A 17,566-nucleotide genomic window follows, 5' to 3' on the forward strand; every position below is an offset into this window, starting at 1 on the left:
TGAAATCGCGTGTCGGTGATTAGCAACCCAAGCGTTACACCCACGCGGCGTGGTGCAGGCGGCGCAGGGCGTGGGGGTTGGAGAGGATGGCGACCTGTTCGGGGCGTTCGAGTTCCGGGAGGCCGTCCTGTGCAGCTTGTTCCAAAGCGGCGGCGACGTTGACCGTGGACTCGAAGGGCTCACGGTTGCTGGCGAGCGCGGCGAGGTGGAAGCGGTTGAACGCGGGGTCGCGGACGACACGGTCCATGGGGTGCTGGTCCGCCACGGCGTCGGCGACGGCTTGGGTGCGCTCAAGTGCGGTCGCGTGCAGGCGCAGCACTTTCGGGGTGTCGTGTTCCTCGGGGATCATGAGCAGGCGGTGCTCACGCAACCAGGTGCCCACGCCGACGCTCGAGAGCATGACCGACACGGGGATCGACACGACCAGCCCGACGAGGACGGGCAGCGCCCAGAAGAACAGGGACGGCGCGAGCCAGGCGATCACGGCGATGGAGACGATCCCGCCGACGGTGTGCCGCCAGTGGTTGCGGGCGGCGTCGCCCCAGCCCACGGCCGACTCGTCACGCTGCTGGGCGTTCCACTTGACCGTTCGGCCGATGAGCGTGTTGATCACGAACATCGTGTGGTAGACCATCATGAGCGGGGCGATCAGGATGGAGATGCCCACCTCGATCATCGCGCCGAGCACGGCCTGCAATTCGCCGCCGTGGGCGCGCATGACGTCCGGGCGTTGCAGCACCAGACACACCGCGTAGAACTTGGGGATCAGCAGCATCGCCATGACCACGGCGAACAGCGTGATACCGATGAGGAACGGGCCGAAGGGCTCGTACGGATCGGCGGCGGTACCCCCGGCGATGACCACCGCCATCAGCCCCAGCAGCATGAACGCGAGCCACAACGGCGAGGCGAGGTACGACATCACGCCCATGCCCAGATGGATGCGCGACATCCATTTGTAGCCGCGGGTGAACACGAGGCGGATGTGCTGCATGTTGCCCTGGCACCAGCGCTGGTCGCGGATGGCGTAATCGACGAGCGTCGTCGGGCATTCTTCGTAGCTGCCGTCGAGGTCGAAGGCGATCTGGACCTTGTAGCCCGCCTTGCGGATGAGCGCGGCCTCGACGAAGTCGTGCGAGAGGATCTCGCCGCCGAGGGGCGCTTTGCCCGGGAGCAGCGGGAGGCCGCAGTGGTCGATGAACGGCTGGACGCGGATGAGCGCGTTGTGGCCGTAGTAGTTGCCATCGAGGTGGGTCCAGTGCCCGAAGCCGACGTTGAAGACTTCACCGTAGACGCTGGCGGCGTACTGCTGGCAGCGGGCGAAGAGGGAGTTGCGGTTGACCGGCTGCGGGGGGACCTGGAGGATGCCGATGTCGTCCTGCGCGCTTGCACGGTGGACCATCTCCACGATGGTGCCGCCGTCCATGACGCTGTCGGCGTCGAGGGTGAGCATGAAGTTGTAGGCGCTGCCGAAGCGTTCGCAGAAGTCTTCGATGTTGCCGGACTTCCGCGCCTTGTTCTTGTGACGGCGGCGGTAGTAGATGTTGACGTCGACGCCTTCGTCGGCGAACTGGTCGAGGATCGCGGCGAGCTGGGTTTCTTCTTCCAGCCAGACGGTGGGGTCGGTGGTGTCCGAGAGGATGTAGTGATCGAAGGCCGAGGTGTAGCCCTGGGCGTGGATCGAGCGGATGATCGCTTCGACGCCGGCGAAGACGCGGATGCTGTCTTCGTTGTAGATCGGCATCAGGATCGCGGTGCGGGGGAGCTTCTCCGGGGCCATCCACGGCTGGGTCTCCACCTTGACCTTGAACACCGCGTTGGGTGAACGGCGGAGCATCTGCAGCAGCCCGATGGTGGCGGTCCAGAACCCCTGCGCGACCCAGAGAAACAGCACGCAGAACAACAGCCACAACGCGATGGTCACGGGGTTCACGCCGTTGCCGTCGTCGCCGAAGACGACGTGGCCGAAGGCGTACGAGGCGAGATACGTGCTCGCGACCGTCGCCAGCAGAAGGCTGAAGCGAGAGAAGAGCGCCCCGCTGGTCGTGCGGAGCATGCGGGGGACGGGGCTGTTGGGGACGATGTCACTCACCGGATTCGGTCCCCTTCGAAACGCTGGGACTGTCGGTGCCGTTCGATTGTTTTTTTCCGCCACTCAACATGCGCTTGGTGCTCGCGCCGACGGGCGCGACCCAGCGGTACGTGCCGCTCCAGAACTCGCCCTGCAATACCGAGGGGAGATCGCCCAGCGGCTGGCGGTGCATCTCCTGGCGGGGCAGGTTGGGCAGGATGCCGTGGGGGCGATCGTCCAGCAGGGGCTGCATGGCCTGGATCAGTTCGTCGGGGTCATCCAGCGCGTCCGGGTGTTGGTTGAGCAGCCGGCCCAGATGGTTGGCCAGGGTGAACGCCACGCGGTCGGCTTGTTCTCCCATGCCCATGAGGGCCGGGAGTTCATCGGTCCAGCGGTCGAAGGCTTCGAGGATGAGCTCGGCCCGCCGGGCGGGGGTGCTTTCGGTGGGGTCGATCCGTTGGTCCAGCGTGTTGGTCAGGCTCAGCGCCGTTTCGCCCCCGACGCCCAACGCCACGAAATACGCGACGACGCGTTCGACGGCGTTACGCGTGTCGCCGGCGGAAACCTCGGCCGTTTCAACGTCGGCGGGGGTGTCCGCCGGTTCGTGGGTCGGGGTGGGTTCGTTCGCGTCCGTCATGGGCGTAGCGGATTGCGGCGCGGTGGCGAGTTCGGGGAGGTCGGAGGCGGTCATGGCTGGGGGTCCCACCGGTAGAGCCAGGTTTCGCTGAGCGGCGGGCCCGTGTCGGGATCGACCACGTCGTCGTAGGTGCCTTCGGGGGCCTGTTCTTTCTTGCGGTCCAGCGCGGTCGCGCCGCGGAGGGTCGCGCGGAGTTCGACGGGGGCGGTGCCGTCGGCGATGACGTCGAAGAACAGGCGGTAGGCGTGGTCGAACTTGTTGTATTGGATGACCGGCTCGCCGGCGAGCTTGCCGTTGGACACGCCCACGTCGCTGCGGACGATCGTGCCGCTGGGCAGGGCGGTCTGCGGCGCGGTGTCGAGGATGAACCGGGCGACCGCTTTGCCCGCGGCGTCTTCGCTCACGGCGGTGCGGACCAGGCTCTTGGCGTTGGCTTCTTCATCGCCGCCGTCGCCGAGCATCGCCCGGGTGTCGACCCAGGGCATCGCCTGCCCGTCTGCGGGGCGGACTTCCTGCGTGAATTCAAGCTTGTACGACAATGTGAGTTCATCGCCGGCGGCCAGTTCGGTCTCGTTGGCGGGGACCCAGTAAGCCCCGATGTTGTCGATGCCTTCGTCGTCGGAAGCGATCTCGAGGAGCTCGACCCAACCCTGGCCCCACTCGCCCTTGGGCTCGACCCAGATCGACGGGCGGATCTGCATCTCGGTTTCGAGGTCTTCGTAGTGGTTGAAGTCGCGGTCGCGTTGGATGAGGCCGAACCCCTTGGGGTTGGTCATCGCGAATCGGCTGACGCGGGTGTGGTGCGGGTTGCGCAGGGGCCGCCAGTTGAGCTCGCCGTTTGCGTGCTGCATGAGCAGGCCGTCGGCATCATGGACTTCGGGGCGGTAGTCGCCGAACCGGGCAGGGGACTCTTCGCCGAAAAGGAACATGCCGGTGATCGGCGCAATGCCGAGCTTGCGGACCGACTGGCGGAAGAACACGTGCGAGGTGATGTCCATCGACGTGGTGGTGTCGGGGGTGATCACGAAGCGGTAGGCCCCGGTGACGCTCGGCCCGTTGAGCAGGCCGTAGAGGGTCAGCGACGTGTCGCCGGGCGCGGGCTGCTTGACCCAGAGCTCGGCCCAACGGGGGAACTCTTCGGGTTCGGGCAGGCCGGTGTTGATCGCGATGCCGCGGGCGGACGAGCCCCAATGCTGGCCGAAGCCGATGGCCCGGAAGTAGCAGCCGCCCTGGATGGACATGAACTCGTTGAAGGTTTCTTTGACGAGTTGGCCGTCTTTTTCGATTGCGCCCTCTAACATTGTGGCTACGGCTTCATCCGTATCGATGTCAGAGCCGACTTCCAAAGCGTCGAGCTCGAACTTTTCGAACTCGACCTTGTGCAGCGCGAGCCCGGCGTAGCCCATGTCGCCGGGCAGCGATTCGGGGTCGACGGTTTCCGAGGCGATCTTGCCGTAGGTGAAACGCTCGGCCGAGAAGGGCAGGGGTTGGACCTGCGACCCGTCGCCCTCAACGGTCGACAGGCGGACGTCTTCTTTAAACAGCCAGCCGCGGTGGCGGAACTGGACGCGGAACGGCTCGGGCCCGCCGTACCACAGGAAGTTCTCCGGCAGGCAGCGGATGTCGCGGTGGCCGTCGTAGTCGAGCGCGGCGATGGCTTCGGGCAGGGGGGCGGCCTCGTTCGAGTAGGGCTCGGTGGAGAGGGTGCGGGCGCGGTCCACCAGTACCTCGAACGCTAGGTCGGGCGCGTCGGCATGAACCGGGGTCACCGCCTGGAGCAGGCACGCCCCGGCGACCAATGCCGACGCCACACCGACTCTGTCGTAGCCAGAGAACCATTCTTTCATACGATAATTCAAGGAGTTATCTTGCTTGGGCCTTCGCCGGGGGGGACGGCTGGCCGTGTTCTGTACTGCCCACCTCTTATCGGGTCAGTATATCGAGTTGGGCTCTGCCAGCCAAGATCGAACGAAGTTCAGGATTAGCCCTAGAGGCGGCTCGAAGGGCGTGGAGAACCCGCCCGGCGACAAATTCGATGTGGGGTGTTCGCACTGGTCGATAGGTCTCCAAGGCCTCCGTTCACCGGCCAGGCAATCGCGGTGCGACGCACCGTCCGCCGGCCCCTCCGTAATTAGTTTCCCCGATGCCCCGACCCACCCATATCCTGCTGACCTGCGTGCTGGCCCTCTTGGGCATTGGCGTGGTCATGGTCCACTCGGCGGGCGTGAGCGTGGCCTCGGCCGACATCGACGCCAACACCTACGACCCGAGCATCACGGCAAGTGGTGTGCTCGCGCCGCTGCTCAGCAAGAACCTGGTCTATGCCGTGATGGCGGTCGGGGCGATGCTGCTGGGCTCGCGGGTCGACCTGCAGGGCATCTTCAGCTCTCGGGGCTGGTGGAACCCGGTGTGGTTCGCCGTGATCATCTCGCTGATCCTTTGCGGCATGACCCTCATGCCGGGCGTGGGCAAGAGCGTCAACGGTGCTTCGCGCTGGCTGGTCATCGGCCCGGCGGGCAGCGGCATCAGCTTCCAGCCCAGCGAACTCATGAAGTGGACCCTCGTGGTCGGGCTGGCGTGGTACTGCGCCCGGCGTCGCGGGGTGATGCACCGGTTCTGGTGGGGCCTGATGCCCGGCCTGCTGCTGGTGGGCTTGGCCTGCGGGCTGATCGTGATTGAAGACCTGGGCACGGCGGCGCTCATCGGCGCGGTGGCGATGTGTGTGTTGATCGCGGGCGGTGCACGGCTGTGGCAGCTGGCGCTCATGCTACCGTTCGCGGTGGGCGCGATTGTCGCGGCGATCATCCACAGCCCGTACCGCGTCAAACGCCTCACCGCGTTCATGGACCCCTGGGCCGACTCGCAGGGCACCGGCTACCACCCGATCCAATCGATGCTCGCCTTCGCCCAGGGCGGCGTGGAAGGCAACGGCTTGGGGCAATCGATCCAGAAGTACTACATCCCCGAAGATACGACCGACTTCGTCTTCCCCATCATCGCAGAGGAACTCGGCTTCGGCGGGGCGGTGCTGGTCGTGGGCCTCTTCCTCACCATCCTCTGGGTCGGCCTGGGCATCGCCAAGGACACGCCGCACACATTCGGCCGACTGGTTGCGCTCGGCGTGCTGCTCACCGTCGGCCTGCAAGCCGTGATCAACATCGCGGTCGTCACCGTGGTCGTCCCGACCAAAGGCATCGCCCTCCCGCTCATCTCGGCGGGCGGCACGGGGTGGATCTTCACCGCCTTTGCGATTGGCCTGGTTGCTTCGCTGGATAACGCCAAGGCGTTGCGCGAAGTGGAAGAGGGTGAAGAGGAAGCCCCGCCGACTGATGTGGCCAACTGGGCCACCCCATCCTCCCCCACGGCCTAGCGACTCAACGAACGGGGGAATCATAAGAATTTTCACTTCGGGGTTGAAATCCCGCCCGCGCTGCCGTCATCCTGACGGAGCCGGCTTTCTTTGTGCTTGGGTCGGCCCACCTCGTTTCTCGTGAGTTTGCCATGACCGACACCGACGCCCTCCACGCCTACGTCCACCGCCGCGACCCCGACGCCTTTGCGCATCTCGTGCAGACGTATCAGGGCCTGGTGTACAGCGCCTGCCGTCGGCAGCTCGACGACCCGGCCGACATCGACGACGCCGTGCAGGCCACGTTCATCAAGCTCGCGGAGAAGGCCCAGACCATCCGCACCAGCGTGGGGTCGTGGCTGTACCGCTGTGCGCTCAACGCCTCGACCGACATCGGCCGGAGCACGACCCGTCGGCGGAAGCGCGAATCGGTTTACGCCGAGCAGCGTGATGTTTCCGACGACCAGCAGGCCCGCCACGAATTGCAGATGCACATCGACGAGGCGTTGCTGGCGGTCTCCGAAGAGCACCGCCAACTGATTGTCGAGCACTTTTTCCAGGGGCGGACGCAGACAGACCTCGCCGGTGAAGCGGGCGTCAGCGTCGCTGCGATGAGCCGACGGGTCGCCGCGGCGGTCGACGCGGTGCGTGGGCGACTCAAGACCCCGGCCGTGGCGATGCCCGCGGCGATCGTCACCGGGTTCCTCACCGAACAAGGCGCCGCCGCCGCGGTGCCCAGCGCACTCACCACCTCGTTGGTCAAGCTGGGCGTTGCGGGCATCGGGCCGGCGACGACCACCTCAACCACTTCCCTGTCTCTCAGCAAAATCGGAGCATTCCTCGTGACCACCGCGAAAACCAAACCGTTGCTTTCTTCTCTCATCGTTCTGGGCATGATGCTCGCGGGCAGCGGCGTTGTGCTTGCGCTCAACCAGCCGAGCGGCGCTGCGCCGCCTTCGACCTCGCCGCCGCCCGTCGGCACGCCGCCAGCCACGCCCACGCCGCCCTTGAGCCTGGGCGTGGTGATCAGCCGGGCGGCGGTCGATGCCGAGATCGGAATCTTCGCCGGCGAGTACGCCAAGGATTCTGAAACAGCCGAGGAATCTGAGAAACGTTTCGCCTTCGCCTGGCACAGCCGGGTGGCCGACCACGTCCGCGAAGAAGTGGAAGTGCCCTACGAATTAATCGCGGTGATCGACCCCGGCACGGCCGAGGACAAGCTGATCCAGCAACGCATGGATACGCTGGGCATCACGCGCACCGTCCTTGGAACCGACGCCGAGGCGATCGCCGAGCTCGATGTGGTGCTGATGACGTCGACCGCAGAGCTCGGCGAGGGGCAGGTCCAGGCGTTGCTGGAAGCGGTGCGCGGGGGCACGGGGCTGCTGGCCATCGGCTGGATGCCTGCCGGCGGCACCGAACTTCTGACCGAGGGCGAGACGGGTTATGTGGTCACCTTCGGTGCTCACCCGGCCGAGCTCGTGATCAATCACGACGTCTTCCCCGGGTTCGAGGTCGGCGACTCGTTTGTGGTCAACCCCAACGGCACCGTGGTGAACCCCTCGGATGTGACGCCGCTGCTTCAGCTCTCGGCCGAGGAGACGCTGCGTTTGGAAGAAGGGCAGCGTTTCGATATGCACGACTTCCCCCCAGGTTTCCGGTTTACGCCGTTGTTTGTGAATGAGATCGGGCAGGGCCGTGTGATGTACAGCGCGACCGCGGGGCACATGATGGGTGGCCGGATGCCGACCCCGATCATGGAAGCCACCGACGGCGGCATCATCGCCGACGGCATCGCCTGGCTCGCTGAGGGCAAGAAACTTGCCGAGGCCGCGGCGGTGAGTGAGTGATGTTGTCGATGCATCGCTTTGCTCGGCACCACCGACAAGCCATCTGCGTTAATCTGCGTCCATCAGCGGTTCCCAATCTCCATCCCGAACCATCCTCCTTGTCGGCGGCGGAAGCGGGGGGCACATCTACCCCAACCTCGCGGTGGTCGAACGGCTACCCCGGAACGTGAAGCCGCATCTGGTCGTGTCGCAACGGCCGCTCGACGCCCAGATCGCCCGTGACTCGGGTCTGGGCTTCACCGCCATCCCCGCGGCCCCGTTGAGTGTTCGGCCCAAAGCGGGGCTGAAGTTCCTTAGCGCTTACCGCAAGGGGAAGTCGGCCACGCTGAAGCTGATCGAAGAGACGGACGCCCAAGCGATGATCGCCACCGGGGGTTTCGTCAGCGGCCCGGCGGTCGCGGCGGCCCGCAAGGCGGGGACCCCCGTATCGTTGGTCAGCCTGGACGCGGTTCCGGGCCGGGCAAATCGGTTCACGGCCAAGAAAGCCAGTGATGTGTTCAGCGCGTTTCCGACGCACGCCGAGGCGAAGCCGTTGCCGGATGCCGAGGTGATCGGTTTCCCGCTGCGTCGCGCGGCGGTCGCGCCGGAGAGTGCGAAGCCGCAAGCGGCCCGCGAATACTTCGGGTTGGAACCGGGGCGCAAGACGCTGCTGATCTTCGCGGGGTCGCAGGGGGCGCGGACGATCAACCAGGCGATCGCCCGGCTGTACGAACGCGGCGTGCTCGGGGATTGGCAGGTGCTGCACGTTACGGGGCCCAGCGCGGAAGGCTTGGGGCCCGAAGGCATCCCGCAGGGTGCGGGGGTCGCGCTGCCGTTTTGCGACCGGATGGACCTGGCGTGGCGGGCGGCGGATACGGCGTTGACACGGGCCGGCGCGGGCACGGTGGGCGAGGCGTGGGCCAACGCGGTGCCGAGCGTGATGCTGCCGTACCCGTTCCACAATGACGAGCATCAGAAGCACAACGCCGCGCCGCTGGTCGACCTGGGCGGGGCGGTGGTTGTGAAAGACCTCATCGACCCGGCGGAGAACGCGCAGCAGTTGGCCCAAGTGTTTGCATCCATCCTGGGCGACGATGCGAAACGACAGCAGATGGCACAAGCGATGCGGGACCACCGCCCGCCGGACGGAGCACAACGGCTCGCGGACTGGGTCACGGCTCAAGTGGGTGCCTAACATCGGTATCCTATTGATTGGGCCAAGATTTATGAATACCGACACCTCGTCCCAGATCGGCATGCCGCAAGACCAGCTCGTCGTTGAGATCAACGCGAAGCTGCGTGACTATGTCGCTCAGCGTGGCCTGCCACGCAACCTGGCCGACGCCCTTCTGTACTCGGGGCTGGGGCCGGGCAAGCGTGTGCGGCCGACGCTGGTGGTGCGCAGCTACGAGGCGGTTCACGGCCCGCTCACCGACGGCCCGATGCCCGAGGCGTTGCTCGCCGCGGCGGTCGGGATCGAGATGGTCCACGCCTTCAGCCTGGTGCACGACGACCTGCCGGCGATGGACGACGATGACCTGCGTCGCGGTCGGCCAACGCTGCACAAACACACCAACGAGGCGATGGCGATCCTCGCCGGGGACGGCCTCTTAGCCTTGAGCTTCGAGTTGGTGACCCGGAACGTGAACGACCCAGCTCTCGGGCTGGCGCTGGTCGGTGAACTGGCCACAGCGACCAACGACATGATCGCCGGCCAGGTGTACGACACATTGCCCGAGGACGACGGCGTCGAGGGGATCGATCGCCTGATCCGCATCCACCGCAACAAGACCGGGGCCCTGCTCCGCGGCTCGGCCCGGATGGGTGGGCGGTGTGCGGGGGCCGATGCATCGCAGATCGAGGCTTTGACACGCTACGCCGATACGGTGGGGCTGATGTTCCAGGTGGTGGACGACTTGCTGGATATCACCTCGGACGCCGCGTCGATGGGCAAGGCGACCCAGAAAGACGCCGAGGCGGGGAAACTGACCTACCCGGGCCTGATGGGGGTGGAGGGTGCTCAGGCGGAGGTTCAGCGGCTGCAGGCCGAGGCCCACGAGGCCCTGGAGCCCCTGGGGGCGGCTGCGGAGCCGTTGCGCAGATTGGCGGATGACCTGGCGGTGCGTCGAAAGTAAAATGACGGCGTCACCCGGGGGATGGGTGGCTCCGGGTTGTTCCAGGATTGCCCAAACCCGCCGGCTTTGGCGGCGTAGGATTCATCAAGGATGATACGCAGGCGTGCCCGCGGCCCTGCCTGGCCAGAGAGACCCGTAAGCCCATGCCCGAAGCCCTCTTACCCACGATTCACGGCCCGCGTGACCTCAAAAAGCTCGCGCCCGATCAGCTCCCCCAGCTGGCCAGCGAGATCCGCCACGAGATCTGCGAGCAGGTCTCCAAGACCGGCGGCCACCTCGCGCCCAACCTCGGCGTGGTCGAGCTGACCATCGCTCTGCATTACGTCTTCGATTTCGGGCACGACCGGCTGCTGTTCGACGTCGGCCACCAGTGCTACCCCCACAAGCTGCTCACCGGCCGGCTGGGCCTGCTCGACAAGCTGCGTCAGAAAGACGGAATGTCCGGCTTCCCCGAGCCCAAGGAATCCGAGTTCGACCTGTTCAGCGTCGGCCACGCCGGCACCGCGATCAGCACGGCCGTGGGCATGGCCCGCGGCGACGATGTTCTGGCGGGTGGCAAAGGCGAATCCGATCGCAGTGTGGTCTCGCTCATCGGCGACGCTTCGATCGTCAACGGCCTGGCGCTCGAAGGCCTCAACAACGCCGGCACGCTGCACCGCCAGTTCCTCACCGTCCTCAACGACAACGGCATGTCCATCAGCCAGCCCCAGGGCGCGATGGCCGGCTACTTCGACCGGGTCCGCGTCAGCCCGACGTACCACGACCTGAAGCGTCGCGGCAAGGAAGTCCTCGACCGCATCCCCGGCGGCTCGATCCTCGAAGAGGTCTACCACCGCGGCGGCGAGATGCTCAAGGCGATGATCTCCGACGGGCACATGTTCGAGCACTTCGGCCACATCTGTATCGGCCCGGTGGACGGCCACGACTTCCCGACGCTGATCCCCACGCTCGCCGAGATCAAAGACATCGACCGCCCGGTGCTCCTGCACGTCAAGACGATCAAGGGCAAAGGCTACGAGTTTGCCGAGGGCGACGCGACCAAGTTCCACTCGCCCAAGCCGTTCAAGCGCGAGGGCTGCCGGGTCGAGATCGACAGCGGCGGGCGGTCGTTCACCGCGGCTTATGCGGACGCGATGCTGGACGTGATGGCGAACGATGAGAAGGTCTACGCCGTCACCGCGGCGATGGGGCCGGGCACGGGCGTCGACAAGCTGATCGAAAAATTCCCCGAACGCACCCTCGACACCGGCATCTGCGAATCGCACGCGATGGACATGTGTGCGGGCCTCGCCAAGAGCGGGCTCAAGCCGTTCTTCGCGGTGTACTCAACGTTTTCGCAGCGGGCGCTCGACCAGGTGTTCCAGGAAGTCGCGCTGCAGGGCTTGCCGGTCCGGGTCTGCATGGACCGGGCGGGCTACGTCGGCGGCGACGGTGCGGTGCACCACGGCTTCATGGATATCGCGATGTTCCGCACTTTCCCCGATGTGGTCCTGATGGCGGCTTCAGATGAAGATTCGCTTCGGGGCGCGTTGGCGTTCATGAGAGACCACGACGCGGGAGCGAGCTTCCTGCGTTACCCCCGGGCCAATGTCGCCGAGCAGCCGGTGGAAGAAAACACCACGCCGTTTGAACTGGGCAAGGCGGTTTGCATCCAGCCGGCGAAGACCGACAAGCCGGACCTGGCCATCCTTGCCTACGGCACCACGGTGATCGACGCACGCTCGGCCCTCCCGATGCTGCGTGAACACGAACTCGATGTCGCGATCTACGACGCCCGCTTCGCCAAGCCCGTGGATATCGCTTTGGTCACGACGTTGCTCGAGGCCGGCACGCCGATCCTCACCGTCGAAGACCACCTGGTCGACGGCGGCTTCGGCAGCGCGGTCCTCGAAGCCGCCAACGCCGCAAGCCTCGACACCCGGCTGATCCACCGCCACGGCATGCCCGCCACCTGGGTCGGCCCCGACAGCCGAACGAACCAGCTTGCCGGCGCGAATCTCGACGCGGCGGGCATCGCCCAGCGTGCTCGGTCGGTGATCCAGTCGGCCAAGTCGTTGCGCGCCACCATGCCGGGGGTTTCGGTTGAGCGTGGCTGAATCCCACGACGAAGCCGGCACCGAAGAATCATCGGACAGCAAAACGAAAACACCTTCGAAACACGGCTGGCTCCACTGGGTCTGGCCGGTAGTTTTGATTGCGTCGCTCTGGGGTGTTTGGCATGAGTTTCACGAGCAGTGGTTCCCGCGCAACCTCGGCCCAATCGCCGAAGGCGTGGTGTATCGCAGCGGCCAGATCGACCGCCGCTTGATCTATGGCTTTCTTGAAGACCACGGGATCGAACGAATCGTCGTGATGAGTAACTACGAATACGACGACCCCGACCACGTTGCGGAGAAAGAGGCTGCGGAGTCGTTGGGGATCGAGGTCGTCCGCCACTCGATGCGTGGCAATGGCGTAGGTACGCCCGAAAGTTACGCGGCGGTGGTGGCATTGATCGACGACGCGGTGCGAAACGATATTCCGACCTTGGTGCACTGCAGTGCCGGCGCACAGCGGACCGGCGGGACGGTCGCCGCCTACCGCTTGCTGGTTGAGCAAGCTGATCCTGCTGAGGTGTACGACGAAGCCAGGTCATACGGGTGGGACACCGACGACGACCACACCTGGCCCGCTTTTCTGAACGACAACATGCAGTCCATCGCAGTTTTGCTGGCTGAGCAAGGTGTATTGGAACAGGTGCCCGATCCACTGCCGGCCTTCGGCCCAGGTTGAGACGGTCGGGCACTGTGCCCGAATGCGAGGCGGGGCCCGCACATCAAATCCACACAGTAAATTCATAGAGTCCACACTCGCCGCTAACGGGAATCGCCTGTTGAGACGCCACACTGTCTCGCATGACTGAAGCTATTCAACGTCGTCCGCTCCGTGCAGTGGTGATTGGTGTGTTGATCTGTTTGGGCTTGGCGGGCGGCGCGGTCGCGGCGCTTGAAGACCAGCTGATCCCCCGCCGGCTCGGCACTGTGGTCGAGGGCAAGGTCTACCGCAGCGGTCAGATCGATCGCCGCCTGATCCGCAACGTACTCGAAGGCCACAACATCGAACGCGTCGTGCTCTTGCACGGCTACGCCACGCACAACCCCGATCACGTCGCCGAGATACAGGCGATCAAAGCCCTGAGCATCGACTACGAACGCTTCCCTATGAGCGGCAACGGCCTGGGTACCCCCGAGCAGTACGCCGGCGTGGTCGAGCTGTTGCACGACGCGGTGCAGAACGATGTCATCACCCTGGTCCACTGCGGGGCGGGCACCCAACGCACCGGGGGCACCGTTGCGGCCTACCGTCTGCTGGTGGAGAAGGCTGATCCTTTCGAAGTCACCCGTGAGTCGATGCGGTATGACTGGAGCCCCAGCGACCCCGATTCTTTGTGGCCGGAGTTCCTCAACGAGAACATGGGCGTGATCGCTCAACACCTCGTGGATGCGGGCGTGATCGATGAAGTCCCCGATCCGCTGCCGATCTTCGGGCTGCGTTGAGCCGGGAATACATCGATCGGTTTCCGGGTTTGTGAGGTATGGATCAATCCACATCTCACCGGTTCAGCTACGGCTTGATAGTACTGACCCTCGTTGTGGCCGTCGCCGCGTTCTACGGCGGTTGGTGGGCAAAAGGGTATGTCGTCGATCCCCCGGAGATCGACGTGACGCCGCTCTTTGCTGAAGGCGAGATTCCCGATGCGCCCGAGGTCACGATCCTGGTGGCCGATGCGCCCGAGCTAGCGGAAGGCGAGTTGCCGCTCGACGCGATCTTCGCTTTGCAGACCAACAATTCAAAGGGATTCGAGCAGGCGGTGGAGGTGGTCCGCGACGGGTGGCGGCCCGGCTACCTGCCCATGCTGCTCGAGACCGCCCGGTTCAGTCGGCATTACCACCGGCAATGGATGAGCCGGGTGATCGACGACCTCAGCGGGCAGAACTTCGAAGGGGATTCGGACCGGGCCTGGCGCTGGGCGTGGGCTCAGGACTACGAGCCCCACCCGCACTACGGCCTGTTCAAAGCGCGTCTGTACCAAGAGCTCGACCCGCGCTTCGCCGCGTACTTCGAAGACGACACCCAGTCCGCCACCATCCGTCTGGACGAGGTCCGTTGGGGCGGGGTGCAGCGGGATGGCATCCCGCCGCTCAAGAACCCCGAGATGGTGACCGCCGATGCAAAAGACGCTGCCTATCTCGATGACGACAACGTCGTCTTCGGCATCGAGCTCAACGGCGACGCCCGGGCCTACCCCAAACGTATCCTCGCCTGGCACGAGATGTTCAAGGACACGTTCGGGCCCGAGGACAACCCGGTCTCGATCAACGGCGTGTACTGCACGCTCTGCGGCTCGATGATCGTTTACGACACCGTGGTCGACGGCACCCACCACGAACTCGGCACCTCCGGCTTCCTCTACCGCTCCAACAAACTCATGTACGACCACGCCACCGAGTCGATGTGGTCCACCCTCACCGGCGAACCCGTCATCGGCCCGCTCGTCGGCCAAGGTATAAAACTCAAACCCCTCCACGTGGTCACCACCACCTGGGGCGTGTGGAAGAAGAAGCACCCCGACACCACCGTCCTCACCCTCAACACCGGCCACCGCCGGGACTACGGCGAGGGCGTCGCCTACCGAAGCTACTTCGCCACCGACCGCCTGATGTTCACGGTCCCCCAGACCGACAACCGCTTGTTCAACAAAGACGAAATCCTCGCCCTCCGCTTCGGCGGCGACGACGCCCCGCCCACCGCCGTCGACACCTTGATGCTGGCGGATACCCCCGTCTTCCAAGGCACGCTCGGCGACACCGAATACGTCGTGCTAACCGATCCGTCGGGCGCCAACCGTGTGTACGAAAGCGGCGGATTGATCTTCGAGCAATACAGCGCTAACGACACCGCGACCACCCGCGACGGCCGTGTCTGGCAAGTCACCGAAGACGCGCTCACCACTGCCGATGGTCAAACCCTGAGCCGCCTCGCCGCCCACCGCGCTTTTTGGTTTGGGTGGTACTCGGCCCACCCCGATACAGAATTGATTCAATAATCACTTGGTCCCGCTGGGCCCGCCGTCTTTGAAGTACTTGTCGCGGATGGCCTGTTCCAGGTCGACGTTGTTGATGTTCGCCAGGGTACAGAGCCAGGCGAGGACGTCTGCGAATTCGCCGGCCGGGTCGTCGTCGCCCGAGGTGTCGCCGCCTTCGCCGACAGACTTGTGCAGGGCGGTGGCGAGCTCGCCGACTTCTTCGACCAACCACATGAAGGTCCCGGCGGTGCCGCGGGCGCTGTCGGTGGCGTGGTACTTGTCGTAGATGTGCTGCTGAAAGTCGCGGAAGGTCAGCGGCGGGTGTTGAGCGTCGTTGGGCTGGTCGGGAGAGGCGTTCATGCGGGTGATTGTAAAGCCGGGGGCGTCGGGGCGAAGCGGGGTTTGATGGATTTTCCGTACACGGCCGGGAGCACCAGTGCGAGCAGCGCCGCGGCGGCGAGGTGATCAAACACGCTCAGCCCGTGTTCGTGGGCGGCCAGGGCGTGGCCCGGGATGAACAGTTGATCCAGGGAGAACAACGCATCGAGCAGCAGCCCCGCGACGACCGCGGTTGTGATTACGCTCAGCAGGTACAACACGCCGGTGCGTCGCCCCAGCAGGTTCCAGGTCACCGAGATGGTCGCGGCGTTGGTCGCAGGGCCGGCGATCAGGAACGCCAGCACGGCGCCCGGTGAAGCGCCGGCCACGAGCAGCCCCATGCCAATCGGAATCGAGGCGGTCGCGCAGACGTATAACGGTGCCCCGACCAACACCGCAGCAAACATCGCCAATACCCCGCCGCCGAGGTACGGGGCCAACGCAGCTTCGGGGACCAACGCGGTGAGCAACGCTGCGACGACCAGGCCCACCACCAATGCTCCGGCGATGTCGGTCGGCAGCGTGACCAGGCTGTAACGTGTCGCTTGTTTCAGCTTCATGCCCAGCGTGGGTGTTTCGGGTTGGGTTGACGAGCAGCAAGTCGATTCCGCTTTCGGCTCTGAACCGCAGCATGACGATTCGGCTTTCGGTTTTGATCCGCAGCACGAGGACTCGGAGGGTTCGGGTTCGCTGCAGCACGACTTCTTTGACGAACAGCAAGACGTGGTCTTCTCGGGTTCAGTTGAGGGTGCGGCGGTATCGGCCTTGGATGCCACATCGATCAGTAGCCCACCGAAGATGCCGTTGATCAACGCCACCACCGGCCGCACCACCGCGAACACCGGCCCCATCAACGCGTAGGTCGCCGCGATCGAGTCCACGCCGGTCTGCGGGGTGGACAGCAGAAACGAAGACGTCGCGCCCCGGCTCGCGCCCTGGCGATACAGCGAGGCCCCCAGCGGGATCACCCCGCAGGAACAAAGCGGGAGCGGCGCACCCAGCACGGCCGCCTTCACCACCGAGCCCAGACCTTTGCCGCCCAGGTGCCGCTCGATGAAGGCCGAGGAGAAAAATACCGACAACACCCCCGCGGCGACGAAGCCGAGGATCAGCCACGGCGCCATCTCGGCGAGGGTGCCCCAGAAAGCGATCGCGATGCGGGTGAGGGTGTCCATGCCACCACCATCATAGGTCAGCCGTTGGCCGATCGATCGCCCACCAGATCAAGCCACGCTTCGGGCAGGACTTCGAGCCAGTACCGGCCGTGGCGTTTCTGGACGTAGACCTTGCAGCCGAACGTTGCGGTGAGCGATTCGGGGGTGATGATCTGGTCGGCCGGGCCCTCGGCGACGATGCGTCCCTTTTGCATCAGGCAGACCTTCGCGGTCATCGGCGAGAGTTCTTCGACGTGGTGCGTGATCATCAGCACCGCCGGCGGGTGGGGCGACCGGAGGATGTGATCCACCGTGGCCAGGACCTGCTCGCGCCCCGCGAGGTCGAGCCCGGCGGTGGGTTCGTCGAGGATGAGTAGTTCAGGCCGATGCACCAGGGCCCGGGCAATGAGGGCACGGCGTTGTTCCCCGGTCGAGAGCACGCCGAAGCGGTGGTCCAGGCGGTGCCCCAGGCCGACGTGCTGGAGGGTGGCGCGGGCGTGTTCGCGTTGTCCTTGGGTGGGGCGGTCGTAGAGCCCGACGGTGGCGAAGTATCCGGTGCAAACCGCTTCGGTGACCGAGAGCGAGGCGTCGACCACGGCGCCGTTGATATGGAAACTGCCGGGGCCGGGCGTGGAATCGGTGGTGGGGTTGACGACGCCAATGTGTTGGCGGAGTTCGCGGACGTCGGTTTGCCCGAGCGTTCGGCCGAGCACGGTGACCCGCCCGCTCGTTGGGTAGAGCTGGCCCAGCAGCAGGCGTGACAACGAAGTCTTACCGCAGCCGTTGGGCCCCAAGAGCGCAACGCACTGGCCGCGGTCGATGGACAGCGACACGCCGTCGAGGATCGTGGTGGCCCCGCGTTTGAGCACCGCGTCGCGCACCTCCACGGCGAGGGCTCCGGTTTTGAAGGGTTCGTTCGATTCCGTCGTCATGCGAGCAGGGTACCAT

At 65.5% G+C, this 17,566-nt stretch carries 14 protein-coding genes; 8 read left to right on the forward strand and 6 right to left on the reverse strand.

The features are described from left to right. Positions 1 to 34: 34 nt before the first annotated feature. From mdoH to HNQ40_RS10875, 3 genes are read right to left on the reverse strand one after another with little or no spacing between them, the layout of a single operon-like run. Entirely contained in the window at positions 35 to 2,092 is a 2,058-nt protein-coding gene (mdoH, locus tag HNQ40_RS10865; RefSeq protein WP_184677856.1) for a glucans biosynthesis glucosyltransferase MdoH, read from the reverse strand. Further along, entirely contained in the window at positions 2,085 to 2,762 is a 678-nt protein-coding gene (locus HNQ40_RS10870; RefSeq protein ID WP_184677857.1) for a hypothetical protein, read from the reverse strand. The genes mdoH and HNQ40_RS10870 overlap by 8 nt, the downstream gene beginning before the upstream one ends. Beyond that, positions 2,759 to 4,555, reverse strand: a complete 1,797-nt coding sequence (locus HNQ40_RS10875; RefSeq protein ID WP_184677858.1) for a glucan biosynthesis protein — start codon at positions 4,553 to 4,555, stop codon at positions 2,759 to 2,761. Before HNQ40_RS10875 ends, HNQ40_RS10870 begins: the two co-directional genes overlap by 4 nt. A 296-nt stretch (positions 4,556 to 4,851) precedes the next feature. On the opposite strand from HNQ40_RS10875, the gene HNQ40_RS10880 reads away from it, so the two are divergent. From HNQ40_RS10880 to HNQ40_RS10915, 8 genes are all read left to right on the forward strand, one after another. Continuing rightward, positions 4,852 to 6,078 (forward strand): FtsW/RodA/SpoVE family cell cycle protein, encoded by a 1,227-nt coding sequence (locus tag HNQ40_RS10880; RefSeq protein WP_184677859.1) that lies wholly within the window; start codon positions 4,852 to 4,854, stop codon positions 6,076 to 6,078. Between the two features lie 131 nt (positions 6,079 to 6,209). Beyond that, on the forward strand, positions 6,210 to 7,907 hold the full coding sequence (locus tag HNQ40_RS10885; RefSeq protein WP_184677860.1) for an RNA polymerase sigma factor: 1,698 nt from the start codon (positions 6,210 to 6,212) through the stop codon (positions 7,905 to 7,907). A gap of 91 nt (positions 7,908 to 7,998) precedes the next feature. After that, on the forward strand, positions 7,999 to 9,081 hold the full coding sequence (locus tag HNQ40_RS18615) for a UDP-N-acetylglucosamine--N-acetylmuramyl-(pentapeptide) pyrophosphoryl-undecaprenol N-acetylglucosamine transferase (protein ID WP_315852787.1): 1,083 nt from the start codon (positions 7,999 to 8,001) through the stop codon (positions 9,079 to 9,081). A gap of 31 nt (positions 9,082 to 9,112) precedes the next feature. Beyond that, entirely contained in the window at positions 9,113 to 10,021 is a 909-nt protein-coding gene (locus HNQ40_RS10895; protein ID WP_184677862.1) for a polyprenyl synthetase family protein, read from the forward strand. Between the two features lie 143 nt (positions 10,022 to 10,164). Continuing rightward, positions 10,165 to 12,117, forward strand: coding sequence for a 1-deoxy-D-xylulose-5-phosphate synthase (gene dxs / locus HNQ40_RS10900; RefSeq protein WP_184677863.1), 1,953 nt, complete (start codon positions 10,165 to 10,167; stop codon positions 12,115 to 12,117). Further along, entirely contained in the window at positions 12,110 to 12,793 is a 684-nt protein-coding gene (locus tag HNQ40_RS10905; RefSeq protein ID WP_184677864.1) for a phosphatase domain-containing putative toxin, read from the forward strand. Before dxs ends, HNQ40_RS10905 begins: the two co-directional genes overlap by 8 nt. A gap of 122 nt (positions 12,794 to 12,915) precedes the next feature. After that, positions 12,916 to 13,557: a hypothetical protein gene (locus HNQ40_RS10910; RefSeq protein WP_184677865.1), complete on the forward strand. Its 642-nt coding sequence runs from the start codon at positions 12,916 to 12,918 to the stop codon at positions 13,555 to 13,557. Between the two features lie 38 nt (positions 13,558 to 13,595). Beyond that, complete coding sequence (locus HNQ40_RS10915; protein ID WP_184677866.1) at positions 13,596 to 15,107, forward strand: DUF3179 domain-containing protein; 1,512 nt, start codon at positions 13,596 to 13,598, stop codon at positions 15,105 to 15,107. Here the strand turns inward: HNQ40_RS10915 and HNQ40_RS10920 are convergent, their stop codons facing one another. The 3 genes from HNQ40_RS10920 to HNQ40_RS10930 are packed head-to-tail and all read right to left on the reverse strand — an operon-like array spanning position 15,108 to position 17,550. Beyond that, positions 15,108 to 15,446 (reverse strand): MazG nucleotide pyrophosphohydrolase domain-containing protein, encoded by a 339-nt coding sequence (locus tag HNQ40_RS10920; protein ID WP_184677867.1) that lies wholly within the window; start codon positions 15,444 to 15,446, stop codon positions 15,108 to 15,110. It abuts the gene before it with no gap. Beyond that, positions 15,443 to 16,639, reverse strand: a complete 1,197-nt coding sequence (locus tag HNQ40_RS10925; protein ID WP_184677868.1) for an SO_0444 family Cu/Zn efflux transporter — start codon at positions 16,637 to 16,639, stop codon at positions 15,443 to 15,445. Before HNQ40_RS10925 ends, HNQ40_RS10920 begins: the two co-directional genes overlap by 4 nt. 17 nt (positions 16,640 to 16,656) lie before the next feature. Further along, positions 16,657 to 17,550 (reverse strand): ABC transporter ATP-binding protein, encoded by an 894-nt coding sequence (locus HNQ40_RS10930; protein ID WP_184677869.1) that lies wholly within the window; start codon positions 17,548 to 17,550, stop codon positions 16,657 to 16,659. Between the last annotated feature and the right edge of the window lie 16 nt (positions 17,551 to 17,566).

Origin of the sequence: Algisphaera agarilytica, from assembly GCF_014207595.1 — a bacterium.
Classification (GTDB): Bacteria; Planctomycetota; Phycisphaerae; order Phycisphaerales; family Phycisphaeraceae; genus Algisphaera; species Algisphaera agarilytica.